The organism is Diaphorobacter sp. B2A2W2 (genome assembly GCF_056730635.1).
In genome coordinates, this window is the sequence record NZ_JBWZOR010000002.1 from 40429 (window position 1) to 65225 (window position 24797).

24 protein-coding genes are annotated in these 24797 nt (G+C 67.6%); 16 read left to right on the forward strand and 8 right to left on the reverse strand.

The genetic code is table 11. The features are described from left to right. Positions 1-183 precede the first annotated feature (183 nt). From AC1PPL_RS03445 to AC1PPL_RS03460, 4 genes are read left to right on the forward strand one after another with little or no spacing between them, the layout of a single operon-like run. Positions 184-1056, forward strand: coding sequence for a c-type cytochrome (locus tag AC1PPL_RS03445; RefSeq protein WP_011806539.1), 873 nt, complete (start codon positions 184-186; stop codon positions 1054-1056). Positions 1057-1086: 30 nt separating this feature from the next. Continuing rightward, positions 1087-2460, forward strand: coding sequence for a cbb3-type cytochrome c oxidase subunit I (locus AC1PPL_RS03450; protein ID WP_287744555.1), 1374 nt, complete (start codon positions 1087-1089; stop codon positions 2458-2460). 19 nt (positions 2461-2479) lie between these two features. Next, a complete protein-coding gene (locus tag AC1PPL_RS03455; protein WP_312564659.1) occupies positions 2480-3283 on the forward strand; it encodes a CbbQ/NirQ/NorQ/GpvN family protein in 804 nt (267 codons plus the stop codon). Between the two features lie 2 nt (positions 3284-3285). Then, positions 3286-5355, forward strand: a complete 2070-nt coding sequence (locus AC1PPL_RS03460; protein ID WP_479972653.1) for a nitric oxide reductase activation protein NorD — start codon at positions 3286-3288, stop codon at positions 5353-5355. Positions 5356-5479: 124 nt separating this feature from the next. On the opposite strand, the gene AC1PPL_RS03465 is transcribed toward AC1PPL_RS03460, so the two are convergent. Together AC1PPL_RS03465 and AC1PPL_RS03470 are read right to left on the reverse strand one after the other, a co-directional pair. Further along, positions 5480-6115 (reverse strand): L-threonylcarbamoyladenylate synthase, encoded by a 636-nt coding sequence (locus tag AC1PPL_RS03465; protein ID WP_015914083.1) that lies wholly within the window; start codon positions 6113-6115, stop codon positions 5480-5482. Positions 6116-6130: 15 nt separating this feature from the next. Next, entirely contained in the window at positions 6131-7009 is an 879-nt protein-coding gene (locus tag AC1PPL_RS03470) for a 3',5'-nucleoside bisphosphate phosphatase (RefSeq protein WP_479972654.1), read from the reverse strand. Positions 7010-7221: 212 nt separating this feature from the next. Between AC1PPL_RS03470 and AC1PPL_RS03475 the strand changes: the two genes are divergently transcribed. Further along, positions 7222-8976, forward strand: a complete 1755-nt coding sequence (locus AC1PPL_RS03475; RefSeq protein ID WP_479972655.1) for a methyl-accepting chemotaxis protein — start codon at positions 7222-7224, stop codon at positions 8974-8976. A gap of 109 nt (positions 8977-9085) precedes the next feature. On the opposite strand, the gene AC1PPL_RS03480 is transcribed toward AC1PPL_RS03475, so the two are convergent. The 5 genes from AC1PPL_RS03480 to AC1PPL_RS03500 all read right to left on the reverse strand — a co-directional run bounded on the left by AC1PPL_RS03480 (position 9086) and on the right by AC1PPL_RS03500 (position 13583). Further along, positions 9086-9760, reverse strand: coding sequence for a DUF799 domain-containing protein (locus AC1PPL_RS03480; RefSeq protein WP_479972656.1), 675 nt, complete (start codon positions 9758-9760; stop codon positions 9086-9088). After that, positions 9757-10134, reverse strand: coding sequence for a DUF4810 domain-containing protein (locus AC1PPL_RS03485; RefSeq protein WP_479972657.1), 378 nt, complete (start codon positions 10132-10134; stop codon positions 9757-9759). Before AC1PPL_RS03485 ends, AC1PPL_RS03480 begins: the two co-directional genes overlap by 4 nt. Next, the gene (locus AC1PPL_RS03490) at positions 10131-10811 is read right to left on the reverse strand and encodes a CsgG/HfaB family protein (RefSeq protein ID WP_479972658.1); all 681 of its coding nucleotides are present in this window, start codon (positions 10809-10811) and stop codon (positions 10131-10133) included. Before AC1PPL_RS03490 ends, AC1PPL_RS03485 begins: the two co-directional genes overlap by 4 nt. Before the next feature lie 94 nt (positions 10812-10905). Then, a complete protein-coding gene (recJ, locus tag AC1PPL_RS03495; protein ID WP_479972659.1) occupies positions 10906-12630 on the reverse strand; it encodes a single-stranded-DNA-specific exonuclease RecJ in 1725 nt (574 codons plus the stop codon). After that, positions 12627-13583 carry a phosphoglycerate mutase gene (locus tag AC1PPL_RS03500; protein WP_479972660.1) on the reverse strand — a complete coding sequence of 319 codons (957 nt, stop codon included), beginning with the start codon at positions 13581-13583 and terminating at the stop codon, positions 12627-12629. Before AC1PPL_RS03500 ends, recJ begins: the two co-directional genes overlap by 4 nt. Before the next feature lie 116 nt (positions 13584-13699). Here AC1PPL_RS03500 and AC1PPL_RS03505 point away from each other — a divergent pair, with 116 nt between their 5' ends. From AC1PPL_RS03505 to lolD, 3 genes are all read left to right on the forward strand, one after another. Next, positions 13700-14890 (forward strand): glycerophosphodiester phosphodiesterase, encoded by a 1191-nt coding sequence (locus tag AC1PPL_RS03505; protein ID WP_287744979.1) that lies wholly within the window; start codon positions 13700-13702, stop codon positions 14888-14890. 137 nt (positions 14891-15027) lie between these two features. Continuing rightward, positions 15028-16281, forward strand: coding sequence for a lipoprotein-releasing ABC transporter permease subunit (locus tag AC1PPL_RS03510; protein ID WP_015914075.1), 1254 nt, complete (start codon positions 15028-15030; stop codon positions 16279-16281). Further along, positions 16274-16954, forward strand: a complete 681-nt coding sequence (gene lolD / locus AC1PPL_RS03515; protein WP_479972661.1) for a lipoprotein-releasing ABC transporter ATP-binding protein LolD — start codon at positions 16274-16276, stop codon at positions 16952-16954. Before AC1PPL_RS03510 ends, lolD begins: the two co-directional genes overlap by 8 nt. 55 nt (positions 16955-17009) lie before the next feature. Here the strand turns inward: lolD and AC1PPL_RS03520 are convergent, their stop codons facing one another. Then, positions 17010-17381 (reverse strand): carboxymuconolactone decarboxylase family protein, encoded by a 372-nt coding sequence (locus tag AC1PPL_RS03520; RefSeq protein WP_011806524.1) that lies wholly within the window; start codon positions 17379-17381, stop codon positions 17010-17012. 140 nt (positions 17382-17521) lie between these two features. Here AC1PPL_RS03520 and AC1PPL_RS03525 point away from each other — a divergent pair, with 140 nt between their 5' ends. The 8 genes from AC1PPL_RS03525 to AC1PPL_RS03560 all read left to right on the forward strand — a co-directional run bounded on the left by AC1PPL_RS03525 (position 17522) and on the right by AC1PPL_RS03560 (position 24541). After that, on the forward strand, positions 17522-17803 hold the full coding sequence (locus AC1PPL_RS03525; protein ID WP_172209352.1) for an ArsR/SmtB family transcription factor: 282 nt from the start codon (positions 17522-17524) through the stop codon (positions 17801-17803). A 54-nt stretch (positions 17804-17857) separates the two neighbouring features. Further along, positions 17858-18055, forward strand: a complete 198-nt coding sequence (locus AC1PPL_RS03530; RefSeq protein ID WP_011806522.1) for a YgaP family membrane protein — start codon at positions 17858-17860, stop codon at positions 18053-18055. Positions 18056-18176: 121 nt separating this feature from the next. Further along, the gene (locus AC1PPL_RS03535; RefSeq protein WP_172208160.1) at positions 18177-19016 is read left to right on the forward strand and encodes a TatD family hydrolase; all 840 of its coding nucleotides are present in this window, start codon (positions 18177-18179) and stop codon (positions 19014-19016) included. A 93-nt stretch (positions 19017-19109) separates the two neighbouring features. Beyond that, a complete protein-coding gene (locus AC1PPL_RS03540) occupies positions 19110-19640 on the forward strand; it encodes a DNA-deoxyinosine glycosylase (RefSeq protein WP_479972662.1) in 531 nt (176 codons plus the stop codon). Positions 19641-19644: 4 nt separating this feature from the next. Further along, positions 19645-20406 carry a class I SAM-dependent methyltransferase gene (locus tag AC1PPL_RS03545; RefSeq protein WP_011806519.1) on the forward strand — a complete coding sequence of 254 codons (762 nt, stop codon included), beginning with the start codon at positions 19645-19647 and terminating at the stop codon, positions 20404-20406. A 20-nt stretch (positions 20407-20426) separates the two neighbouring features. Continuing rightward, positions 20427-22223: a type IV pilus assembly ATPase TfpB gene (gene tfpB / locus AC1PPL_RS03550; protein ID WP_011806518.1), complete on the forward strand. Its 1797-nt coding sequence runs from the start codon at positions 20427-20429 to the stop codon at positions 22221-22223. Between the two features lie 301 nt (positions 22224-22524). Next, positions 22525-23013, forward strand: coding sequence for a tripartite tricarboxylate transporter TctB family protein (locus tag AC1PPL_RS03555; protein ID WP_088888468.1), 489 nt, complete (start codon positions 22525-22527; stop codon positions 23011-23013). Between the two features lie 16 nt (positions 23014-23029). Next, positions 23030-24541: a tripartite tricarboxylate transporter permease gene (locus tag AC1PPL_RS03560; RefSeq protein WP_252102122.1), complete on the forward strand. Its 1512-nt coding sequence runs from the start codon at positions 23030-23032 to the stop codon at positions 24539-24541. Positions 24542-24797 lie beyond the last annotated feature (256 nt).

The window sequence follows — 24797 nt, forward strand, 5'->3', positions numbered from 1 at the left end:
GCGCTCCCACGGCGCGCCGGCCCAAACAACAAGCTAGAGGAGGCCACCCCATGCATGCCTGGTATCTGCCTGTGAAGGTGTTTGCGCTCGTCGTGGTGCTGCTGATGGTCGTGGCCATGGTCTACGCCGGCACCATGGCCGTCATGTACTGGTCTGGCATCGGCGTGTGAAAGGGAGGGCCCCATGAACAAGCGCCAGACGCGTCTTTTCGCCATCGTCGCCACGGGCATCTCGGCGGCGGTGTTCCTCCTCCTCACTTTTGACAGCCACCGCAAGTTCGATGCGCTGACCAATGCCGAGTCCATTACTCCGGCGGTCGTGCACGGCAAGGATGTCTGGCACAAGAACAACTGCATCAACTGCCACACCATCTTTGGCGAAGGCGCCTACTACGCGCCCGATCTGACCAAGATCACCAAGCTGCGCGGCGAGGCTTATCTGAAGGCTTACCTGAAGGATCCTTCCAAGTTCTACGACGAGCAGCGCCACCGTCGCCTGATGCCCAAGCAAGACCTGAGCGACGAGGACATTGCCGGACTCATCGCCTTCTTCGACTGGGTCAGCAACGTGGACAACCAGGGATGGCCGCCGCGGCCCATCCTTGTGACGGGCTCCACGCTGCCGGGGGCTGACCGCAGCGCCGCGCAGCAGGCGGACGACGCAAAGATCGAACGGGGCGGCATCGCTGCCCCCCCCGGTGCGCGCCCGCTGTCGGGCAACGAAGACCCGATTGCCCTGGGCGAGCGGGTATTCCGCACGGCCACGCCCGCCTGCACTGCGTGTCACTCCACCGCGCCTGGCGTGAATATGGCCGGGCCGTCCCTCGCAGGTGTGAAGGGCCGCACCGAGGCACTGCTGGGCTCGTCCGACTACAAAGGCCAGGCCAAGGATGTGGCGGCCTACTTGCATGAGTCCATCGTTTCGCCCAGTGCGCACCTGGTGCCTGGGCCCATGTACTCGGCTGATGGGACCTCTTTCATGCCCACGACCTACGCCAAGGACCTCACGGCCGAGCAGATTGACCAGCTCGTGGCCTACCTGATGTCCATGAAGTAAGCACGCCCGCAGCCATCGCCGGAGTCCGCCATGAGATACAAGTCCCAATCCGTCGCCTACTGGTACTTCGCCGTGGCTGTGGCCCTGTTCGGGCTGCAGCTGGTGTTCGGCCTGCTGTCGGCCACCAAGTACCTGGGGCCGGATCCGCTGCTGTACATCCTGCCGTTCGACGTGACCAAGATGATCCATACCAACATCCTGATCGTCTGGGTGTTGTGCGGCTTCATGGGGGCCACGTACTGGATGGTGCCCGACGAGTCGCGCACCGAACTGCACAGCACACGGCTGGCCTACATCCAGCTCGTGCTGTGGACGGTGATGGGTGTGGCTACGGTGGTGGGCTACCTGTTCCGCTGGGGCACGGGCAACAAGCTGCTGGAGCAGCCGCTGCCCTCCAAGATCGTGATCGTGATCGTGATGCTCATGTTCCTCTACAACGTCGGCATGACGATCCGCAAGTCCGGCCGTTTCACGACACCGGAGGGTGTGCTGCTGGGCGGCCTGGGCCTGGCGGCGGTGCTGTACCTGCCGGCGTTGCTCGAGTTTCACAACTACACCGTGGCCATCTTCTACCGGTGGTGGACCATCCACCTGTGGGTGGAGGGCGTGTGGGAGATGATCCAGGGCGGCTTCCTCGCGTACCTGCTGATCCGCCTGTCGGGTGCCGACCGCGAGGTGATGGAAAAGTGGCTCTATGTCATCGTGGGGCTGGTGTTCATTGCCGGCATCCTGGGTACGGCGCACCACTATTACTGGGTGGGCGTGCCGCAGTACTGGCTGCCCATCGGGGGCTTCTTCAGCGCACTGGAGCCCGTGGCCCTGGTGGGCATGGCCATGTATGCCTACTTCGCCATGCGCCGCTCGGGCATGGCCCACCCCAACAAGCTGGCGCTGCACTGGACGGTGGGCAGCGCCGTGTTCACGCTGTTCGGTGCCGGCCTGCTGGGCCTGGCCCACACTTTTCCCAGCGTGAACAAGTGGACGCACGGCACCCTCATTACCGCCATGCACGGGCACGCGGCGTTCTACGGAGCCTACGCGATGATCGTGATGGCCATGATCAGCTATGCGCAGCCGGCCCTCACACGCAGGCCCGAGGAAGGCACCGCCATGGGCTACCTGTCGTTCTGGATGCAGCTGGCGGGCATGTTCGGCATGACGCTGTCGTTCGCCACCGCGGGCATTGGGCAGGTGTACTTGGAGCGCATCATGGGCATGGGCTACCTGGATGCGCAGCTCAAGATCCAGGTGCACTTTGTCATGCTGGTCATCACCGCGTCCATCTTCGCGATTGGCGTCGCGTTGTTCATCATCGATTTCTTCCGCCACCCCCTGCGGCTGGAAGTCAGCGCCAGCGATCCGGTGGACCGCCCCCTCGACACGCGCCGTGCTGCAGCGATTTGACGCACGGGGCGGGGCGGGAATGGCCGGTCCGGCAACTTCCCTTGCGCCGGAGCCTCCCTACTACCTGCCCAGCGGCGACGAGATCGAGGTCTTCGCGCAGTGCCACGCGCAGGGCCTGGCCGTCATGCTCAAGGGGCCCACAGGCTGCGGTAAGACGCGTTTCGTAGAGCACATGGCCTGGCGCCTGAAGCGCCCGCTCATCACCATCGCCTGCCATGACGACCTGAGTGCCAGCGACCTGATCGGCCGCTTCCTCATCCAGGGCAGCGGCACCGCGTGGCACGACGGACCGCTGACCCGCGCCGTGCGCGAGGGCGCGCTGTGCTACCTGGACGAAGTGGTGGAGGCACGGCAGGACACGGTGGTGGTGTTGCACCCGCTCACCGACCACCGTCGCATCTTGCCCATCGACAAGACGGGCGAGGTGGTCGAGGCCGCGCCCGGCTTCGGGCTCATCGTGTCGTACAACCCCGGCTACCAGCGCATGCTCAAGGACCTGAAGCCCAGCACGCGCCAGCGCTTCGTGGCACTGGACTTCGGCTTTCCCGCGCCCGAGGCAGAGGCGCGCATCGTCGCGCAGGAAAGCGGCATTGCCGAGCCCGAGGCGCGCGCACTGGTGCAGCTCGCCACGCGGCTGCGCGCACTGCAGGACCGTGGCCTGGCCGAGGTGCCCAGTACGCGGCTGCTGGTGGCGGCCGCGCAGCTGGCGGTGCGTGGCGTGGACCTGCGCCGCGCCTGCCTGCACGCCATCGTGGCGCCGCTGTCGGACGAGGCATCGCTGGTGGGCGCCATGCGCGACCTTGTCGACGCCACCTTCGTCTGACCATGGCCGAGGCCGAGGATGTCATCACCGACGCGGCGCGACATGCCACGATCTATGCCCAGGCGCTGTGGCGCCGCCACCGCCCCCCGCCGGCCGGCCCACCCCGGCTGCATCTGGCTGATGTGGCGCCGCGCCTGGACCTGTTGGTAAGCGCCGCGCTGGGCATCCGCCTGCAGCTGCGCGCGGCGCAACCGCCTGCGCCGCCCACCTTCCTCTCGCGCTGGATGCAGCGTGCAGAGGCCCCCAGCCAGCGCGACGCCGTGCCCGCCACCGACGGCGCCAACCTGTGGCTGCCCCCCGCGCTGACGGACATACCCGGTGCGCAAGCGGGGAAGGAAGGCGCGCTCCCCGCCGACGAGCGCTACCGCACGCTCGCGCTGATGCACGGCATGCGTGCGGTGCGGGGGGCGCCGGCATGCGCTGCCCAGGCGGTGGACGGTTTCGAGCGGGCGTTGTTCGCACTGCTCGAAGCCCACGCCGCCGACCACGCGCTGGCCCTGCGCCTGCCGGGCATGGCCGCGCCACTGGCGCGCCTGCGGCAGGCCATGCTGGCTGCGCGCCCGGCTGTGGCAGCGCTGCCACCGCACCTGCAACCGCTGGAGTCGCTGGCGTACGCCCTGCTAGCCAGTCCCCCTGCAGGCGCCGGGCCTCCCGGCCTGCTGCCTCCGCTGCCGGCACCGGCGCCACAGGTGCTGGCGCATGCACGTGCCCTCGCTTCGCGCCTGCGTCCGGCCGCGGCCCCCGCGCGCCAGCAGCGCTGGTGCATGGCCGACGCGTGGCTGGGCGAGCTGCGTACGCCGGCTACGCCCGCGCCTGCGCACGCCACGGCGGACGGCGCAGAGGATGCCTCTGGGACGACCCATGCTGCCCGTCTGGCGCGCCGTCCGCAGGTGCGCCAGTCGCTTCCCGATGAGGACGATGCGAACGGTCCCGGTGCATGGATGGTGCAGACCGCCCAGCCGCACGAGCAGGCCGCGGACCCCATGGGCATGCAGCGCCCGAGCGACCGCGACGCCAGCACGGCGGCCGAGGAGTTCGCCGATGCGCTGTCCGAACTGCCCGAGGCGCGCCTCGTGGCCACGCCCGGCCGTCCGAAGGAGGTGCTGCTGTCCGATGACCCGCCGGAGCATCTGGCGCGCCAGGCGCGGGCGGGCGGTGGTGCGGCCGCCGCGCCGGGCGTCGACGTTCTGTACTACCCCGAGTGGGACGGCGCCAGCGGCAGCTACCGCCGCCCTGGCGCCGCCGTGTGGGTGCACGACGCAGCCCCGGGCGCGCCCGATTGGTTGGAAGCCACGCTGCATGAGCGCCGGGCCATGCTGCACGCCGTGCGCAGGCGGTTCGAGCTATTGCGCAGCCGCCGCGTGGCCGTGCGCCGCCAGCTCGACGGCGACGAGATCGACCTGGAGGCTTGCATCGAGGCGCGCGCAGACTTTGCCGCGGGCCTGCCGCTGCCCCAGCGCCTGTACCGCAGCGAGCGCCGCCTGCACCGCGACCTGGCGGTGCTGGTGCTCATGGATGTGAGCGGCTCCACCGACGCCTGGGTGGCGCCGGGCCGGCGCGTGGTTGACGTAGCGCGTGAGGCGCTGCTGCTGGTGAGCATGGCGCTGGACGGCATGGGCGCGCCGTTTGCGGTGCAGGCATTCTCCGGTGAAGGGCCGCAGGGGGTGGTGGTACGCAACGTCAAGCGTTTTGACCAGCCCTACGGGCGGGACGCTGCGCTGCGCATCGCCGGTCTGGAGCCCGAGCACTACACGCGCGCCGGCGCCGCGCTGCGCCACGCCACCAGCACGCTGATGCGCCAGCCCGCCGCGCACCGCCTGCTGTTGCTGCTGTCCGATGGCAAGCCCAACGACATCGATGCCTATGAAGGCCGCTATGGACTGGAGGACATGCGTCAGGCCGTGACCGAGGCGCGGCTGCAGGGCATCGCGCCGTTCTGCCTGACCATCGATCGCCAGGCGGCCCGCTATCTGCCCACGGTGTTCGGTGCACATCACTACGCGCTGCTGCCCCGGCCCGAGGAACTGCCGCAGGTGCTGCTGCAATGGCTGCGCCGGCTGGTGGTGGTGTGACTGATTGCTACTATTTTGGTAGCTATTGGCGCTTGCTGGATGGGCGCTAGAGGCCTTAAACGTTCTGATTCTTCCGTCGGCGTATTTCGCCGCTGTGGCACGCACCAAGCCCGGGCGCGCGCCCTTAAAGCCCCAGCTTGGCCAGGCTGCCGCCACCTTCGCGCACCACGATGGGGTCGCCGCCGGTATTCATGGGCGTGAGGTCCAGTACCGTAGTGGGCTCCAGCGGGCAGCCGCCCGCGTCGAGGATGCCATCGAGCTGCTTTTCAAAGCGCTCGCGGATCTCCTGCGGGTCGTTCAGCGGCTCGCTTTCGCCCGCCGGGATCAGTGTTGTGGCCAGCAGCGGCGCGCCGTGCAGCTCCAGCAGCATCTGCAGGCCCTTGCGGTCGGGCACGCGCAGGCCGATGGTCTTGCGCTGCGGATGGCTCACGCGGCGTGGCACTTCCTTGGTGGCGTCCAGGATGAAGGTGTAAGGCCCCGGCGTGGCCAACTTCAGTAGGCGATATTGGCGGTTGTCCACATGCGCGTAATTGGCCAGCTCCGACAGGTCGCGGCATAGCAGCGTGAGGTGGTGCTTGTCGTTGATCTGCCGAATACGACGAATCCGGTCCACGGCGTCCTTGTCGTCCAGGCGGCAGACCAGCGCGTAGCTGGAGTCGGTGGGCACGGCCAGGATGCCGCCGCTCGACAGCAGCGTGGCGGCCTGCTTGAGCAGGCGCGGCTGCGGGTTGTCGGCGTAGATCTCGAAATATTGGGCCATGGAGGGGCGCGGCGGTCAGCCGGCAGTGGCGCGGGGGGCGCGCAGGATGCGATCGGACAACAGCTCCCACACGGGGGTGAGCTGACCTGGCAAATCCGGCAGGGCGCCCAGATCGGTGTGTGATTCGTTCGGGCTGTGGAAGTCGCTGCCGCGCGAGGCGGCCATGCCGAACTCCTGCGCCATGGCGGCGTACACGGGATATTCGGATGGCGTATGGCTGCCGGTCACCACTTCCACGCCCTGGCCGCCGTGCTGCTTGAACTCGGAAAACAAGGCGTATTCCTCATTCGCCGTGAATCGGTAGCGTGCAGGATGGGCGATCACGGCCATGCCGCCGGCCTCGCGGATCCAGCGCACCGCATTGCCCAGCGTGGCCCAGCGGTGGGGTACGTAGCCGGGGTTGCCCTCGGTGAGAAAGCGCCGGAACACTTCGGAGGTGTCGTGGCACACGCCGGTCTCCACGAGGAAGCGGGCAAAGTGCGTGCGCGAGACCAGTTCGGGGTTGCCCGCGTAGCGCAACGCCCCTTCGAATGCGCCGCGGATACCCACGTGCGCGAGTTGCTGCGCCATCTCCTGTGCCCGTTCGCCGCGCCCGCCGCGCGTGGCCGCGAGGCCCTGGGCGAGTTGTGCATTGTCCGGGTCGAACCCCAGTCCCACGATATGCACCGTGGTGTCGGCGAAGGTGACCGAGATCTCCGTGCCCGTGAGGTAGTCCATGCCCAGCGCGTGCGCGGCGGCGGCGGCGCGGTGCTGGCCGCCGATCTCGTCATGATCCGTCAGCGCCCACAGCGCTACACCGTTGGCATGCGCACGGGCTGCCAGCGCTTCGGGGGTGAGGGTGCCGTCAGACACCACGGAGTGGCAGTGAAGGTCGGCATTGAGGAGGATGGACACGATTTCATTTTAGGGGGAGCCCGCAGGGCATGTTGTCGTGGTGGTTACAACACAGTGACAAACGGGTCGGGCTGCAGGCAGCGACGAATATTTGTAATCAAATGTGCATAAATGCGACAATATGAGCCCCTTTTGTCCAGGCTGCCGGGTTGTTGCGCCCGTGTGCCTCCTTCCACCGCTATGGCGCCACGACGCCCCTGATTGCGTAGAACATGAACTTCAACCATTTGCCCGTCGCCCGCAAACTGTGGGGCCTCGTCCTGGGGCTGCTGGTCTCCATGCTGCTTTTGCTGGCGGGACTGATGGCCTACACCGCCCAGCTCGATGATGAGGCGGCGCGCATCGTGCAGGCCAACGAAGACCGCATCAGCCTGGCCCTGCGCTGGAAAGGGCTGACCACGCTGGCCGTGGACCAGTCCGTGAGCGCGCTGGCCTCGGCCGACGAGACCCTGGCGTCGGGCCTGCAGAAGAAAGCCAAGCAGGGGATCGAGGCCATCAACGTCCTGCAAAAACAGGTGGAGGCTGTGGCCTTCTCTGCGGAGGACAAGGCCCAGATGGAACGCGTGGCCGCCGCCCGCAAGGTGGTGCTGGACGCGCTGGCGGAAGCCACCAAGGCCCGGGCCGAAGGCGACTTCGCCCGCACGCTGACCCTGGTGGACAGCAAACTGCTGCCCGCCGTGGAGCGCTACGTGGGCGAACAGGACGCCTTCGTCCAACTGCAAGAACGCCAGCGCGACGCCGCCAAGCAAGAGGCCCAGGCCTTGCGCCAGCGCGCCATGTGGATGGGCGCGGGCATCGCCGCGGTGGTGGTGGTCTTGGGCCTGGTGCTGGCGAATCTGCTCGTGGGCTCCATCACGCATCCACTGGAGCGGGCCGTGGGGCTGGCTGACGCGATTGCCGGTGGCGACTTGACGCAAGACGTGCACGATGACCGTCGTGACGAACTGGGCCACCTGCTGCGCTCGCTGTCGGCCATGGGAGCACGTCTGCGCGGTGTGGTGGGCGAAGTGCGCTCGGGCGTGGAATCGGTCTCGGCGGCGTCCAGCCAGATCGCCACGGGCAACCACGACCTGTCTGCGCGAACCGAGCAGACCGCGGCCAACCTCGAAGAGACGGCCGCCAGCATGGAAGAGCTCACCGCCACCGTCACCCAGTCGGCGGACACCGCGCGCCAGGCCAACCAACTCGCCGCCAACGCCGCGCAGGCCGCGGAGCGTGGTGGCGAAGTGGTGGGCCAGGTGGTCACCAGCATGCAGCAGATCACCGAATCCAGCCGCAAGATCGCCGACATCATCGGCGTGATCGATGGCATTGCCTTCCAGACCAATATCCTGGCGCTGAACGCCGCCGTGGAAGCCGCACGCGCGGGCGAGCAGGGCCGCGGCTTTGCCGTGGTGGCAGGCGAAGTGCGCAGCCTGGCGCAGCGCAGCGCCGAGGCCGCCAAGGAGATCAAGCAGCTCATCACCACCAGCGTGGACAACGTGCAATCGGGCTCGGCCCAGGTGGAGCAGGCCGGCCAGAGCATGCAGGACATCGTGCACAGCGTGCGCCGCGTGAGCGACCTGATCGGCGAGATCACCGCTTCGTCCACCGAGCAGCGCGACGGCATCGGCCAGGTGAACCAGGCCGTGGCGAACCTGGACCAGATGACGCAGCAAAATGCCGCGCTGGTGGAAGAGTCCAGCGCCGCCGCCGCCGCCATGCATGAACAGGCGCAGCGCCTGGCGCAGGTAGTGGCCGTGTTCAACGTGGGCAATGGCGCCGTCGCGGCGCCCCGCAGGCCGGCCCGCGTGGCGCCGCCAGCGGTAGCGCCCGCCCCGGTCAAGACACCGGCCGCAACGCCGGCGCGCGCGACGCTGGCCAAGCCCACACCGACAAAGGCTGCCGCCAAGGTGTCCGCCCCCCAGATCGCGCCGGCCAAGACGCCTGCGGCATCGGATGCGGATGGCGAATGGGAGAGCTTCTAAGCTCTAAAAAATAGCGTCATTGGTACGTCCCGTCCCCAGTCGGGACAAAAAAAAGCGCGGCCTGTGCCGCGCCTTTCGCCATCCGTACGCCGCTTAGGACGTTACGTGGTCATGGCTTGCTGTCTGCTCCGTACTTGGGAGAGCGAGGCCCATGCAATAGTCCTCCCGGACGGCCGGCATACAGCAGTCGGCCGTTTGCGACCTCGGCGATCTGCACGCTGCGGTCTGACAAGGTTTCCACAATCTGGTCAATGAGCGCAGACACCAGCATGCCCACCAAGCCGCCGCTTGAACTCTTGTTTTCTGCACTCGAGGCTGTTGCCTCCCCGGACCACAGTTGCTCGCCCGTGCGCAGATCCATGAGTCGGGCGGCCAGCGTTACCCGGGTTTCACTGCTCACGATGGAGTACACCGAGCCGTACTGCCGCACGTCCAGGTAGAGCGCCGCATCTGCACCAAAAATTTCCCGCAACTTGGCCACGGGCAATTCCTGTGCGTCTTGGGCCGAAATGATGCCGTTGTTCCTGAAGGCCTCTTCGGTCACGGCCACTGGCAGCACGTAGTAGCCGGACTCCGCCAGGGGGAGTGTGGCGCGTGAGAGCACGCCCGCCGGCGCAGTCACTTCGGGCGTCTGGTTCAATGGAGGCAGCACCAGAATGGACTGGGGCTTGGCTTGACGCAATGCCGAATAGTCGTAGGGCTGAGGCGTCGCGCAACCACTCAAAAGCAGGATGGCGGCGGCGCCGGCTGCCACGGCAGTGCGAACGCCAATACGGGAAATCATTGGGGGGCCTTTCCGGTGAGTGTGCGCAAAAGGAAGTCCATGAAAGACGCCGATTCGGGGAAGGTGGTCTTTTCCGCGGTAAGGGCCGCGACGCTTTTTTCGTCCTGCCCTGCCTTGGCGTACAGCATGCCCATATGGGCGCGATAGCCAGGGGGCAAGGCTTGGCCGCGTTGCTCTATTTTTTGCTGCGCTTCTTCCAGCTTGGCCACTTGCTGTTCAGCATCGGCATTGCCGCTGCTTTTGAGGTATTCGTACACCTGAGGCTGATAGCCATCCCAGCCGTACAGGGGCTGATGGGATGTGGTGGCGCAGCCCGCCATGACCAACGCAGCTGCGATGGAAAGCGCCAAGCGGGTGGTGGTGTGGCGGCTCATTGTGCGGGCACCCATGCGCCAGATTCGACACCGCTCACGAGCTTGTCCACGGCTTCGCGGATGGCCAGGTCAAGCACTTTGCCGTTCAGGGTGGAGTCATACCCTGCGCGGCTGCCAAAACCTACAACCTCGCGGCTGGACAGGCTGTATTCGCCGGCCCCCTGGGCCGCAAAGACGACTTCACCGGTCTGTACGCGCACCACGTTCAGGCTGACTTTGGCGTAGGCCACCTGTTCCTTGCCGCGCCCCAGCACCCCGAACAGCTGCCGGTCCCCGACTTCCTTGCGACCGAACTCGGTGACATCGCCGGTGATGACGAACTGCGCCCCCTTGAGTGTCTGGGCTTGCTTGAGGAGGGCGGCCTCTTGCTGCGTTTCCGACATATTGGTGCGGTCGAGCACGTTAAAGCGTCCGCTTTGCTGCAGGTGCGTCATCAAAATGGTTTGCGCCTGACCGCCGAGACGGTCCACACCATCAGAAAAGAGTCCGCGTTGGAAGTTGGACCGGTTGGCGAACTTGCCAATGGAAATGGGGCTGCGCACCCCCTGGTACGCGCGCGCGGACGCGGTGGGCTTCGGAGTTTCGAGGGTGCGCGATTGCTCGGTGGTCACGCAGCCGGCAGTCAGGGCGGCGACTGCAATGACGAGGGCGTGGCAACGCCAGAAAGAACCATTCATGGGGAAAACCAATAAGAGTCCAGGAATGGCGCTGGATCATACGGTTTAATGTATACAAAATTCACATTTTGTTGCGTTTAGGCTGCTCCGAGCGTCACATTGCAGGCGACTCCAGTCCCTCCACCAGAAACTGCACCCGCCGCTCGCCCCGCCACTCGTTCACGTCCAGCCGGAAGGCCAGCAACGCGCGTTCGGGCAGCGGGTCGGTGTGGCCGAACCAGATGGCGTCCACCTGCTGGCCCTGGTGCAGCAGCTTGATGGACAGGTGGTTGCGCGCCTCGCCCACCAGGCGCTGGCTCAGCACCTGCACTTCCTCGCTGAAGGTGGGCGGCGCAAAGCCCTGGCCCCAGACCTCGCGGTGCAGGGTGTCCACCAGCTCGGCGCGGCAGTACTCCGGGGCCAGCGGGCCGTCGGTCTCCAACCGGCGCGTGAGCGTCGCGGCATCCAGCCATTCCTGTGCGACCTGGGCGAAGGCCTGCTCGAAGAGGTCGAAATGCTCCTCGGCCACGGTGCAGCCGGCCGCCATGGCGTGGCCGCCGAACTTCAGGATCACGCCGGGGTGGCGCTTGGCCACCAGGTCCAGCGCGTCGCGCAGGTGAAAACCGGGGATGGAGCGCCCCGAACCCTTCAGCTCATGCTCCTTGCCCGGCGCGCTGCTGGCAGCGAACACGAAGGTGGGGCGGTGCAGCTTGTCCTTGAGCCGCGAGGCCACGATGCCCACCACGCCCTCGTGAAAGTCCGGGTCGAACACGCTGATGGCGGGCGGCGGCTCCTGGCCTTCGTCGAACAGGCTCTCGGCCAGCAGCAGGGCCTGCTCGCGCATGCCCCCTTCCAGCTCGCGCCGCTCGCGGTTGATGGCATCCAGTTGCCGGGCCAGGTCGGCTGCGCGCGCCGGGTCCTCGGTCAGCAGGCATTCGATGCCCAGCGTCATGTCGGCCAGGCGCCCCGCGGCGTTGATGCGGGGCCCAAGGGCAAAGCCGAAGTCGAAGGTGGTGGCGACGGGGGCCTTGCGCCCGGCGGCGTCGAACAGGGCCTGGATGCCGGCCTGCATCTGGCCGGCGCGGATGCGCTTCAAGCCCTGCGCGACCAGGCGGCGGTTGTTGTTGTCCAGGCGCACCACATCGGCCACGGTGCCCAGAGCCACCAGCGGCAGCAGCGGTTCCAGCTTGGGTTGCGTGGCCTTGTCGAACACGCCGCGCGCGCGCAGCTCGGCGCGCAGCGCCATGAGCACGTAGAACATCACGCCCACGCCGGCGATGGATTTGCTCTCGAAGCCGCAGCCCGGCTGGTTGGGGTTGACGATGGCGTCGGCCGCGGGCAGTTCGGGGCCGGGCAGGTGGTGGTCGGTGATGAGCACCGTCAGCCCCAGCGCCTTGGCGCGCGCCACGCCCTCAATGCTGGCGATGCCGTTGTCCACGGTGATGAGCACGTCGGCGCCGCGCTCGTGCACGCGCTGCGCGATGGGGGCGGTGAGGCCGTAGCCGTCCACCACGCGATCGGGCACCAAATACTGAACATGGCGTGCGCCCAGCAGGCGCAGGCCGCGCACCCCCACTGCGCACGCAGTGGCGCCGTCGCAGTCGTAGTCGGCCACGATGAGCAGGCGCTTGTCCTGGGTGATGGCGTCGGCCAGCAGGGCAGCGGCTTCGTGCGCGCCCTTGAGGGTGTCGGGCGGCAGCAGGCGGGCGAGGGCGTCGTCCAGCTCCTCCTTGGCGCGGATGCCGCGCGCCGCGTACAGGCGTGCCAGCAGCGGGTGCACGCCGGCCTGCTCCAGTGCCCAGACCACGCGCGGTGGGATGTCTCTAGCTACTATTTTCATAGCTGCTCGCGCACGCTGGAAAAGCGCTGGGGCTTGAAAAGACTCTGAATGCGCTGGCCCAGGCTGCGCGGCGCCGTATGCCAGGACTGTGCGCCGCGTTCGCCGCACAGCGTGAGGCGCGCCGCGCCGCCGCCCGCCACATGCGCGGCCAGGCGCGCCACGGGGCCGGCGTCCAGCGCGGCCCAGGCCTGGCGCCAGGCGTGCCAGTCCTCGCGCAGCGCAGCGTCCAGCAGGGTGGTGGGCATCTCGGGCGCCGGCACGGGGGCGGGTGGCTGGGGCAGGGCGCCTGCGCCGTGCACCCAGAAGGCATTGACCGGCGGCAGGCCCTGGGCCGCGCGTGCGTCGTTGAAGGGGTGGGTGTACAGCAGCATCTGCATCTCGCTGTGCAGGCGGTGCAGCAGGCGCGCGCGAGCGGGGTCGGGCATCCAGGCGCGCACGTCGCGCTGTATCACGCGGTCCAGCGACGCGGTGGGCAGGTTGTCGAACACTGCACCTTGCGCGATCCAGCGCGTCGGCTGGTCGTAGGCGAGCGTGATGCCGTCCTCGGCAAACCAGGGCGCCACGATGGCGAGCAGCGCACGCGAAGCGGCCTCGTCCAGCTGCAGCCGCGCCGGGTCGCCCAGCGTGACATGGTCGGCACCGACCTGCCAGTGGCAAGGGGTGATGAAGGCCCAGGCGCTGGTGGCCGCATGGGGAGCGCTGACCTGCTGGTGCTGGTGCCACGCGGCCCAGGGCGTGGTGCCCTCGCTGGTGGCGGGCAGGCCGTGGTGGCGGGCCAGGGCGCGTTCGTGGGGCGGGGCGAAGTCCGTCTCGGCGCCAGCGTCCAGGCCGGTGCTGGACAGGCGGGCCAACAGCCGGTCCAACTGGGGCAGTTCCAGGCCTTCAAGCGCCTGCTGGCATCCCTGGGCCGGGCTGGCGGCCAGCGGGATGAGTAAATGGGGCATGTCCGACATAGGGGTGTATTGTCCCGGATGCACCCGATGACGGTGGGCGCAAAACCCACAGCGTCATGCAAGCGTCACAAGTGCAACAGAGACTGGATCGCTCACTTTTACGGCCAAGGATGCCCATGTCTTCTCACCGTCTTCCCCTGATCATTGCGATGAGTGCCTCCCTGCTGGCGACCGCCTGTGGCGGCGGCGACGACCCCGCACCGCTGCCGACGCTGAGCGGCCAGGCTCCGCTGGTGGTGGGGCACCGCGGCGCCTCGGGCTACCGCCCGGACCACACGCTGGAGAGCTATGCGCTGGCCATCCAGATGGGGGCGGATTTCATCGAGCCCGATCTGGTGGCCACCAAGGACGGCCACCTGGTGGCACGCCACGAACCCAACATCACCAGCACCACCGATGTGGCCAGCCGTCCCGAGTTCGCCAGCCGCAAGACCAAGCGCATGGTCGACGGCGTGGAAGAAGAAGGCTGGTTCGCCACCGACTTCACGCTGGCGGAACTGAAGACCCTGCGCGCCATCCAGCCGCTGGCCGAGCGAGACCAGTCCTATAACGGCAAGTTCCAGATCCCCACGCTGCGCGAGGTGCTGGACCTGGCCAAGACCGAGGGCGGCAAGGTGGGCCGCGTGATCGGCGTCTATCCCGAGACCAAGCACCCCACCTACCATGAAGATGCGGGCCTCAAGCTCGAAGACCGCCTGCTGGCCATCCTGGCCGAGTACGGCTACACCAAGAAGGATTCGCCGGTCATCCTGCAGTCGTTCGAGACGGCCAACCTCAAGTACCTGCGCACCAAGACCCAGGTGCGCCTCATCCAGCTGGTGGATGGCAACGACTACGACTTCAAGACCGGCGCGGTCACCTTCGAGGCGCCATACGACCGCCCCTACGACTGGACACGCGCGGGCCGCAAGGACCTGTTCGCTTCCATGGTCACGCCGGCGGGCCTGGCCGAGATCGCCAAGTACGCCGACGGCGTGGGCCCCTGGAAGCCCTACATCGTGCCGGTCAAGGGCACCTTTGGCGCCGACGGCAAGATGGTCGACGTGAACAAGGATGGCGTGGTCAACTACGCCGACGCTTCCAGCAGCACCCCCACCCGCCTGGTGGCCGACGCACACAAGCTGGGCCTGATGGTCCACACCTGGACCATGCGCAACGAAAACCGCCGCCTGGCCTTCGACTACAAGGGCGACCCCCAGGCCGAGTACCTGCAGTTCTACCGCCTGGGCGTGGATGGCGTGTTCTCCGACTTCGCAGACACCGCGGTGGCTGCGCGCAAGGCCTATCTGACGGAAACGGGCCGCTGAGCCGCGGGCTGGCGCCGCGCAGGGCAGGCGGCCTTGGCGCGTCAGCCCCTGCGGCACCCGGCTTGCGCTGAGGCCGCCGCGCGTTGCTGCCCTGAGCCCGCGCCGCGGGCCCGGGTCGATGACACAATCGCGCTTCCATGCAAATTCCCTACGAACTGGCCCTGGGCTGGCGCTACACCCGGGCAGGCCGGGCCACGCGGCGCAACGGCTTCATCTCCTTCATCTCGGGCGTGTCCATGCTGGGCATATCGCTGGGGGTGGCGGCACTCATCATCGTTCTGTCCGTGATGAACGGCTTTCAGAAAGAGGTGCGCGACCGCATGCTCAGCGTGGTCTCGCACATCGAGATCTTCGCGCCGGGCGGAGCAGCGCTGCCCGACATGCCGCGCACGTTGGCCGAGGCGCGGGCCAATCCGAACGTGGTGGGCGCCGCGCCCTTCGTCGCCGCCCAGGCGCTGCTGGCGCGTGGCGAGGACATGAAGGGCGCGCTGGTGCGCGGCATCGACCCCGCGCACGAGGCCGAGGTGACCGACCTGGCCGCCGAGAATCTGGAGGGCCTGAAGGCCCTGGTGCCGGGCGAGTTCCGCGTGATCCTGGGCAGTGAGCTGGCGCGCCAGCTGGGCGTGCGCGCGGGTGATGCGGTCACGCTGATTGCCCCGGCCGGCCAGGTCACGCCTGCGGGCGTGGTGCCGCGCCTCAAGCAGATGACGGTGGCGGGCACCTTCAATTCGGGCCACTATGAATACGACTCTGCGCTGGTGATGCTGCACCACGAGGATGCCGAGCGCATCTTCCGCCTGGAAGGGCCGACCGGCGTGCGCCTGAAGCTCAAGAACCTGCATGACGCACCCGAAGTCACGCAGCAACTGGCGCACAGCCTCTCGGGCAACCTGTTGATCCGCGACTGGACGCAGCAGAACCGCACCTGGTTCGCGGCCGTGCAGCTGGAAAAGCGCATGATGTTCATCATCCTCACGCTGATCGTCGCGGTGGCGGCATTCAACCTGGTGTCCACGCTGGTGATGACCGTGACCGACAAGCGCGCGGACATCGCCATCCTGCGCACGCTGGGCGCCAGCCCCGCCAGCATCATGGGCGTGTTCATGGTGCAGGGCGCCATGGTGGGCGTGATCGGCACGCTGGCCGGCCTGCTGCTGGGCCTGGGCGTGGCCTTCAACATCGACGTGATCGTGCCCGCCATCGAGCGGGCGCTGAACGCCAGCTTCCTGCCCAAGGACATCTACCTCATCAGCAAGATGCCCAGCGACCCGCAAAGCAGCGACATCGTGCCCATTGCCGTCATTTCCCTGATCCTGGCCTTCGTGGCCACCCTGTACCCGAGCTGGCGCGCCAGCCGCGTGAACCCCGCGGAGGCGCTGCGCTATGAGTAATGGGCAAGTGGTGCTGCAGGCGCAAGGCCTGACCAAACGCTTTACCGAGGGCCGGCTGGACGTCACCGTGCTCAAGGGCGTGGATCTGGCAGTGCACGCCGGCGAGACGCTGGCCATCGTGGGGGCGTCGGGCTCGGGCAAGAGCACGCTGCTGCATCTGCTGGGGGGGCTGGACGCGCCCAGCGCTGGCACCGTCACGCTCCAGGGGCAGGCGCTGCAGGCGCTATCGCCCGCGCAACAGGGGCGCCTGCGCAATGCGCACCTGGGCTTCATCTACCAGTTCCACCACCTGTTGCCCGAGTTCAGCGCCCAGGACAACGTGGCCATGCCGCTGCGCATCCGCCGCGAGCCCTACGCGCAGTGCATCGAGCGGGCGGTGCGCATGCTCCAGGCCGTGGGCCTGGGCGAGCGTGTGCACCATCGCCCGGCGGAGTTGTCGGGTGGCGAGCGCCAGCGCGTGGCCATCGCGCGGGCGCTGGTCACGCAGCCGGCCTGCGTGTTGGCCGACGAGCCCACCGGCAACCTGGACCGTGCGACCGCCGATGCCGTGTTCGCCCTCATGCTGCAGCTAGCGCGCGAGCAGGGCACCGCCTTCGTGATGGTCACGCACGATGAATCGCTGGCCGCGCGGTGCGACCGCGTCGTGCGCTTGGCCTCCGGTGCTTTGAGCTAAAACGGCCTCCAGCGCTTGCTGGACAAGCGCTGGCAGCTATATTTTCAATAGTAAATCAGGCCGTCGCGGCGGGCGCTTGCGCGGGGGCGCACTCGTCGAACGCGGCCACGGCATTGGCTGCGTACATCAGGGCGGGGCCGCCGCCCATGTACACCGCAATGCCCAGCACCTCGTGCACCTCGGCGCGCGTGGCGCCCAGGCGTGCCAGGGCCTGGGTGTGAAAGCCGATGCAGCCATCGCAGCGCGCGGCCACGCCAATGCCCAGCGCGATCAGCTCCTTGGTCTTGGCGTCGATGGCGCCGCCCGCGAGAGCCGCCTTGCCCAGCGCGTTGAAACCTTGCATCACCTGCGGAACGCTGTTGCGCAGCTCGCTGACGTTGCTAGAGATTTCGCGCGTGAGGGCCTTGTAGTCGGTGGACGAGGTCATGGTGGAACTCCTGGTGGTGAAAGGAATGCGCCAGCTCGGCGCTGTTGACACGCTTATTAGTATCTACTAAATTAGCATACGTTAATTTAGATATTTATCAACAAGGAGCGCAGGTGGCCACTACCGCCGACCTGGAATTCATGCAGCAGGGCGCCGCGCGCGCGGCCGCGCTGCTGCGCGCGGTGGGCAACGAGCACCGGTTGCTCGTGCTGTGCCTGCTGATCGAGCAGGGCGAGGCCTCCGTGGGCACGCTGCTGGAGCAAGTGCGCCTGAGCCAGTCCGCGCTGTCGCAGCACCTGGCGCGCATGCGCGACGAGGGGCTGGTGACCTTCCGCCGGGACGCGCAGACTCTGTACTACCGCATTGCCGACCCGGCGGCGGAAAAGCTCGTGGCTGCGCTCAAGGACATCTTCTGCCCCTGAGCGGCCGCGTCGCTGCGCAGAGGTACCGTTTTTTCGTCAACTAGGAGAAGTGTCATGAAACACAACGTTGGGGGTTGGGACCGCGGGCTGCGCATCGCGGTGGGTCTGGTGCTCATCGGCCTGGCGGCCACGGGCACCGTGGGCTGGTGGGGCTGGCTGGGCGTGGTGCCACTGCTGACCGGCCTGGCGGGCACCTGCCCTGCGTACTCGCTGCTGGGCATGAACACCTGCCCGCTGAGCAAGAAGGGCTGATGGGGCACAGCAGTTCCGGCGTCACCGATGCGTCGCCGACCGATCCGCAGGGCATTGGCGCTGAAACGCACTGAGACACTGCGGACCGGCGCTGGGGGCGTGCGGTGGCATGATCCGGCGCATGGACGTCTGGATCGACACCCATTGCCACCTGGATGAATTTGCAGATCACGGCGGCGCAGCGCTCGCAGATGCCGAGCGTGCACGCGCCGCGCAGGCCGGCGTGGCCCACTGCGTGCTGCCCGCGGTGGAACTCGCCAATCTGCAGGCCGTGCGGGACCTGGCGCACCGCCACGGCGACAGCTATGCGCTGGGCATCCATCCCCTGTTCACTCCCGTCGCAGGCGACGAAGACCTGCCCGCCCTGGCGCGCGCGCTGGAGCAGTACCAGGACGACCCGCGCCTGGTGGCCGTTGGCGAAATCGGGTTAGACCTCTTCGTGCCCCATCTGGACAGGGGACGCCAGCAGCACTTCTACCGGGCGCAGCTGCAGTTGGCGCGCCGGTTCGACCTGCCCGTGATCCTGCATGTGCGCCGCTCGGCGGACCAGTTGCTCAAGGCGCTGCGCGAGCTGCCGGTGCGCGGCGGCATCGCCCATGCCTTCAACGGCAGCCTGCAGCAGGCGCAGGCCTTCATCGATCTGGGCTTCAAGCTGGGCTTTGGCGGCGCGGTCACCTTCGACCGTGCGCTGCAGTTGCGCCGCCTGGCCACCGAACTGCCGCTCGACGCGCTGGTGGTGGAGACCGATGCGCCCGACATTCCGCCGCACTGGCTCTACGTGACCGCGGCCGAGCGCGCCGCTGGCCGCCCGCCCGCACGCAACACGCCTGCACAGTTACCGCGCATCGGTGCGGTGGTGGCGCAGCTGCGCGGCATCTCCAGCACAGAACTGGCCCATGCCACGCGCGCCAACGCTTGCGCAGCGTTGCCACGGCTGGCTGAACTGTTGGCACAGGTTTGATTACTTTCGGGCTTCAAGGCTTATGCAGCAAGCGCAAGCAGCTATACAAACAATAGTAATGGAGGGCCGGTGGCTGCGCAGAAAAAAACGGTAGTGCTGTCCGCCGGTCGTCTGGTCGGCCTGCCGCCCGTGGTGGGCTCCGGCACGCGGGTGCTGGTGCTGGGCAGCTTCCCCGGTGTGGCATCGCTCGCCGCGCAGCAGTATTACGGCCATCCGCAGAACCAGTTCTGGCGCATCCTGGCGGCGCTGTGGCCGCAGCATCCGCTGCCGGGCCGCGACCAGTACGCCGCGCGCTGCGACTGGCTGCTAGCCCGCGGCTTGGGCCTGTGGGACGTGTATGCCGCCTGCGAGCGCGAGGGCAGCCTGGATACCAGCATCCGCAACGCGCAGGTCAACGACTTCGCCGGCCTGCATGCCCGCGCGCCGGGGCTGGCCGCCATCGCCCACAATGGCGGGGAAAGCTTCCGCCACGCCAAGGCCGTGCGCGCCAGCCTGGGGCTGAAGGCAGATGCGCCGATGCCATCGCTGCGCCTGCCGTCCACCAGCCCGGCCAACGCGTCGTGGAGCTTCGAGAAAAAACTGCACGCCTGGGGCGAGGCCCTGGCGACTTTTGGATTGGTATAACGATTTGACCCGCAAGAAAACCGCCGCCACCGAACTGCCCGAGGTGAGCGTCTCCGATGATGGCGAAGTACGCCATCTGCACCTGGGCACGCCGTGGATCCAGGGCTCCATGCGCATCGCGCAGCCGTTCGAGATCGAACTGGAATACGTGCAACGCATGATGGCCTGGCTGCTGTTCGTGGAGCCCGCCAGCGTGGCCAAGCGCCACGCGATGCAACTGGGCCTGGGGGCCGGCGCCATCACCAAGTTCTGCCGCAAGAAGCTGCGCATGTGCTGCACCGTGGTCGAGCTGAACCCGCGCGTGGAGGCCGTCTGCCGCGCCTGGTTCAAGCTGCCGCCCGACGGCCCCATGCAGCGTGTGGTGCTGGCCGACGCGGCCCAGGAAATCAAGAAGCCCGAATGGCACGGCACGGTGGACGCGCTGGCGGTGGACCTGTACGACCATGAGGCCGCTGCGCCGGTGCTGGACAGCGCGGAGTTCTATGCCGACTGCCGTGCGCTGCTGACGCTGGACGGCTGCCTCACGGTGAACCTGTTCGGCCGCGCCTCCAGCTACGAGCGCAGCCTGGACAAGCTCGCCGAGGCCTTTGGCGCCGACGCGCTCTGGGCCTTCAAGCCCACGCGCGAGGGCAATACCGTGGTGCTGGCCCAGCGCACGCCCACGCGGCCTAAACGTGCCGAGCTGCTGGCCCGCGCCGAAAGCGTGCAGGCCCGCTGGGACCTGCCGGCCACCAAGTGGCTGCGCGTATTCAAACCGGTCGCCTGACCTCTGCCGCCACTCGCACCATGACTGCCGAAGCATTGCCCGCATCCCCCCCCACGGCCGCCGGCGGGCCCACCGGCCCGTTGCAGTGGCGGCTCATCGTCGATTGGCTGCGTGCCGATGGCGTGATCACCGCCGAGCAGGCGCAGCGCACCATCGCACGCTGCTCGCAGGCCGAAAGCAGCCAGCACCCGCTGGTGCGGCTGGGCAACGTGGCCATGCTGCGCGCCAGCGACGGCAAGCCGCTGGACGTGGACATCCTCACCGAATACGTGGCCCAGCGCTGCGGCCTGGCGTTTCTGCGCATCGACCCGCTGAAGGTGGACGTGGGCCGTGTGGCCGACGCCATGAGCGCGAGCTACGCCGAGCGCCACAAGGTGCTGCCGGTGCAGGTGACCTCCAAGGAGGTGGTGGTGGCCACGGCCGAGCCCTTCCTGCATGACTGGGTGGCCGAGGTGGAGCGCCAGTCCCGGCGCACGGTGCGGCGCGTGCTGGCCAACCCCCAGCACATCACGCGCTACACGGCGGAGTTCTACGCGCTGGCCAAGTCGGTGCGCGAGGCGCAGAAGGCCGGCGGCGGCGCCGCGGGCAGCAGCTTCGAGCAGCTCGTGGAGCTGGGCAAGACCAACAAGCAGCTGGACGCCAACGACCAGGGGGTGGTGCGCGTGGTGGACTGGCTGTGGCAGTACGCCTTCGACCAGCGCGCGAGCGACATCCACCTGGAGCCGCGCCGCGAGCAGGGCGTGATCCGCTTTCGCATCGACGGCGTGCTGCATGCCGTCTACCAGATGCCCATGGGCGTGCTCAATGCCATGGTGGCGCGCGTGAAGCTGCTGGGCCGCATGGACGTGGTGGAAAAGCGCCGCCCGCAGGACGGCCGCATCAAGACGCGCAACCCGCGTGGCGACGAGGTGGAAATGCGCCTGTCCACGCTGCCCACCGCTTTCGGCGAGAAGATGGTGATGCGCATCTTCGACCCCGACAACGCCGTGAAGGACCTGGACGCGCTGGGTTTCACCGCGCACGATGCGCAGCGCTGGGAGCAACTCGTTAAGCGCCCGCACGGCATCATCCTGGTGACCGGACCCACGGGCTCGGGCAAGACCACCACGCTGTACTCCACCTTGAAGCGCGTGGCCACCGAGGAGGTGAACGTGAGCACGGTGGAGGACCCGATCGAGATGATCGAGCCCAGCTTCAACCAGACGCAGGTGCAGCCGCAGCTGGACTTCACCTTCGCCGAAGGGCTGCGTGCCCTCATGCGCCAGGACCCGGACGTGATCATGGTGGGCGAGATCCGTGACCTGGCCACGGCCGACATGGCCGTGCAGGCCGCGCTCACGGGTCACCTGGTGTTCTCCACCCTGCACACCAACGACGCGCCCAGCGCCGTCACGCGCCTCATGGAGCTGGGCGTGCCGCCGTACCTCATCAACGCCACGCTGCTGGGGGTACTGGCGCAGCGCCTGGTGCGCACGCTGTGCCGGCACTGCCGGCAGGTGGACGAGGCAGCCGACCCCGAGGCGCTGGCCGACATGATCCGCCCCTGGAAGATCAACGGGGGCTATCGTGCCTACAAGCCCGTGGGGTGCGTGGAGTGCCGCATGACGGGCTTTCGCGGCCGCATGGGGCTTTATGAACTGCTCACCGTGAGCGAGGCGCTCAAGACCCAGGTGAACCAATCGCCCTCCATCGACGCGCTGCGCCGCCAGGCCGTGCAGGACGGCATGCGCCCGCTGCGCCTGGCGGGCGCGCTGCGCGCGGCCGAAGGCGTGACCACGTTCGAGGAAGTCATCGCCGCCACCCCGCCGCTCGAGTAGACCCACACCTCTGCCATCGCGGCGCAGCAGATGCGCCGTTTCGCCGCATGCATCAGGCGCGCGCCCATCCTTCACAACGCGGTGGAAGGCGGTATGTCCGCGCTCCTGCGGCGCAGGCCCGGCCTGACCAGGGCCTCGCGCCACCTTCGACGCCGCGCAGCGGTCGGTGCCGTGCCGAAGGGCAGTTCCAGGGGGTGTTGCCTCTAGGGAAAACTTGTATCTACCGGTAGGTGGAATCCACATCGAGAAACGCTGCCTGACACTCCACAATCGCCCGTCGCGTTCCTTTTGGGAGACATTCGTGAAAATCAAGAGTCAGAAAGATTTCTTTTCCGGCCTCATGTTCCTCGTCGTCGGCGGTGGTTTTGCCTGGGGCGCCACCACCTACAGCGTAGGAACCGGCGCCCGCATGGGCCCGGGCTACTTCCCCCTGCTGCTGGGCATTCTGCTGGGCATCATCGGCGCGGCCATCATGTTCAAGGCCACCGTGGTTGAGACGGTGGACGGCGACAAGATCGGCAAGTGGGCGTGGAAGCAGATCTTCTTCATCATTTCCGCCAACCTGTTGTTCGGCGTGCTGCTGGCGGGCCTGCCCAGCTTCGGCGTGCCGGCCATGGGCCTGATCGTTGCCATCTACGGCCTGACTTTCGTGGCCAGCCTGGCGGGCAACCAGTTCCACTTCAAGGAAGTGTTCATCCTGGCCACCATTCTGGCCGTGGGCAGCTACGTGGCATTCATCTGGGGGCTGGCTCTGCAGTTCCCCGTCTGGCCTAGCTTCATCGTGGGTTGATTCGGAGATCTAGACCATGGAATTGTTTGAACACCTCTCGATGGGTTTTGGCGTCGCGTTTACGTTCCAGAACCTGATCTACTGTTTCATCGGCTGTCTGCTGGGCACGCTGATCGGCGTGCTGCCCGGCGTGGGCCCCGTGGCCACCATCGCCATGCTGCTGCCTGCCACCTATGCGCTGCCGCCCGTGGCCGCGCTGATCATGCTCGCTGGCATCTATTACGGCGCGCAGTACGGCGGCTCCACCACCGCCATCCTGGTGAACCTGCCGGGCGAGTCGTCCTCCGTGGTGACCGTGATCGACGGCTACCAGATGGCGCGCGCGGGCCGTGCGGGCCCGGCACTGGCGGCTGCCGGCATTGGCTCGTTCTTCGCGGGCTGCGTGGGTACGTTGATCCTGGCGGCCTTTGCGCCCCCGCTGACGGAAGTGGCCTTCAAGTTCGGCCCCGCCGAGTACTTCTCGCTGATGGTGCTGGGCCTGATCGGTGCCGTGGTGCTGGCTTCGGGCTCGCTGCTCAAGGCCGTCGCCATGATCGTGCTGGGCCTGTTGATGGGCCTGGTGGGCACGGACGTGAACTCTGGCGTGGCCCGCTACAGCTTCGACATCCCCGAGCTGACCGACGGCATCAGTTTCACCGTGATCGCCATGGGCGTGTTCGGCTACGGCGAAATCATCGCCAACCTGTCCAAGCCCGACGACGAGCGCGAAGTGTTTGCCGCCAAGGTGCACGGCCTGTTCCCCACGGCACAGGACTTCAAGCGCATGCTCCCCGCCATGCTGCGCGGCACGGCCCTGGGGTCGTCCCTGGGCATCCTGCCCGGCGGCGGCGCGCTGCTGTCGGCCTTTGCGGCCTACACGATCGAGAAGAAGACCAAGCTCCATCCCGGTGAGGTTCCGTTCGGCAAGGGCAACATCCGCGGCGTGGCGGCTCCCGAGTCGGCCAACAACGCGGGTTCGCAGACCTCCTTCATCCCGCTGCTGACGCTGGGCATTCCGCCCAACGCCGTGATGGCGCTGATGGTGGGTGCCATGACCATCCACAATATCCAGCCCGGCCCGCAGGTGATGACCAGCAACCCCGAGCTGTTCTGGGGCCTGATCGCCTCGATGTGGATCGGCAACGCCATGCTGGTGATCCTGAACCTGCCGCTGATCGGCATGTGGATCAAGCTGCTCTCCGTGCCTTATCGCTGGCTGTTCCCGTCCATCGTGCTGTTCTGCGCGGTGGGGGTGTACTCCACCAACAACAACACATTCGACGTGTGGATGGTGGGCGGATTTGGTGTCATCGGCTACCTGTTCTACAAGCTGGGGGTGGAACCCGCTCCCTTGCTGCTGGGCTTCATCCTGGGTCCGATGATGGAAGAAAACCTGCGCCGTGCGCTGCTGCTGTCGCGTGGCGACTGGAGCGTGTTCGTCACGCGCCCCATCTCTGCCGGCCTGCTGGCGGCCGCGGCCCTGCTGCTGGTCATCGTGCTGCTGCCCGCGGTGAGCAAGAAGCGCGAGGAAGCGTTCGTCGAGGACTGACGCAGATGGCCGCCCTGGCATGTGCCAGGGCACCCCTCGCAAGGCGCCCCTTTCCGGGGCGCTTTTTTTATGCGTGGCGGCAACGGGGCAGTGGTGCAGATGCTCCTACAAGGGGCGCTGGTGGCGCTTGGGCGACAAGCGTTGGAAGGGTGAGGGATGCTTTGGTGGGGGGCGCGTTCCGGCCTGCCTCCAACGTAGCTGCCGGCTACGCAGCCGCGTGTCGCGCCGACAACCGCCGCGCGGTGCCCGCCCGCTG

Bases quoted from the DNA above. Each gene is read 5' to 3' on its own strand.
- AC1PPL_RS03450 (WP_287744555.1), top strand. From the start codon at position 1,087: ATGAGATACAAGTCCCAATCCGTCGCCTACTGGTACTTCGCCGTGGCT.
- AC1PPL_RS03520 (WP_011806524.1), bottom strand. From the start codon at position 17,381: ATGACCTCGTCCACCGACTACAAGGCCCTCACGCGCGAAATCTCTAGC.
- AC1PPL_RS03475 (WP_479972655.1), top strand. From the start codon at position 7,222: ATGAACTTCAACCATTTGCCCGTCGCCCGCAAACTGTGGGGCCTCGTC.
- AC1PPL_RS03455 (WP_312564659.1), top strand. From the start codon at position 2,480: ATGGCCGGTCCGGCAACTTCCCTTGCGCCGGAGCCTCCCTACTACCTG.
- AC1PPL_RS03530 (WP_011806522.1), top strand. From the start codon at position 17,858: ATGAAACACAACGTTGGGGGTTGGGACCGCGGGCTGCGCATCGCGGTG.
- AC1PPL_RS03505 (WP_287744979.1), top strand. From the start codon at position 13,700: ATGTCTTCTCACCGTCTTCCCCTGATCATTGCGATGAGTGCCTCCCTG.
- AC1PPL_RS03465 (WP_015914083.1), bottom strand. From the start codon at position 6,115: ATGGCCCAATATTTCGAGATCTACGCCGACAACCCGCAGCCGCGCCTG.
- AC1PPL_RS03460 (WP_479972653.1), top strand. From the start codon at position 3,286: ATGGCCGAGGCCGAGGATGTCATCACCGACGCGGCGCGACATGCCACG.
- AC1PPL_RS03485 (WP_479972657.1), bottom strand. From the start codon at position 10,134: ATGAGCCGCCACACCACCACCCGCTTGGCGCTTTCCATCGCAGCTGCG.
- AC1PPL_RS03560 (WP_252102122.1), top strand. From the start codon at position 23,030: ATGGAATTGTTTGAACACCTCTCGATGGGTTTTGGCGTCGCGTTTACG.
- lolD (WP_479972661.1), top strand. From the start codon at position 16,274: ATGAGTAATGGGCAAGTGGTGCTGCAGGCGCAAGGCCTGACCAAACGC.
- AC1PPL_RS03445 (WP_011806539.1), top strand. From the start codon at position 184: ATGAACAAGCGCCAGACGCGTCTTTTCGCCATCGTCGCCACGGGCATC.
- AC1PPL_RS03480 (WP_479972656.1), bottom strand. From the start codon at position 9,760: ATGATTTCCCGTATTGGCGTTCGCACTGCCGTGGCAGCCGGCGCCGCC.
- tfpB (WP_011806518.1), top strand. From the start codon at position 20,427: ATGACTGCCGAAGCATTGCCCGCATCCCCCCCCACGGCCGCCGGCGGG.
- AC1PPL_RS03490 (WP_479972658.1), bottom strand. From the start codon at position 10,811: ATGAATGGTTCTTTCTGGCGTTGCCACGCCCTCGTCATTGCAGTCGCC.
- AC1PPL_RS03535 (WP_172208160.1), top strand. From the start codon at position 18,177: ATGGACGTCTGGATCGACACCCATTGCCACCTGGATGAATTTGCAGAT.
- recJ (WP_479972659.1), bottom strand. From the start codon at position 12,630: ATGAAAATAGTAGCTAGAGACATCCCACCGCGCGTGGTCTGGGCACTG.
- AC1PPL_RS03510 (WP_015914075.1), top strand. From the start codon at position 15,028: ATGCAAATTCCCTACGAACTGGCCCTGGGCTGGCGCTACACCCGGGCA.
- AC1PPL_RS03525 (WP_172209352.1), top strand. From the start codon at position 17,522: ATGCAGCAGGGCGCCGCGCGCGCGGCCGCGCTGCTGCGCGCGGTGGGC.
- AC1PPL_RS03500 (WP_479972660.1), bottom strand. From the start codon at position 13,583: ATGTCGGACATGCCCCATTTACTCATCCCGCTGGCCGCCAGCCCGGCC.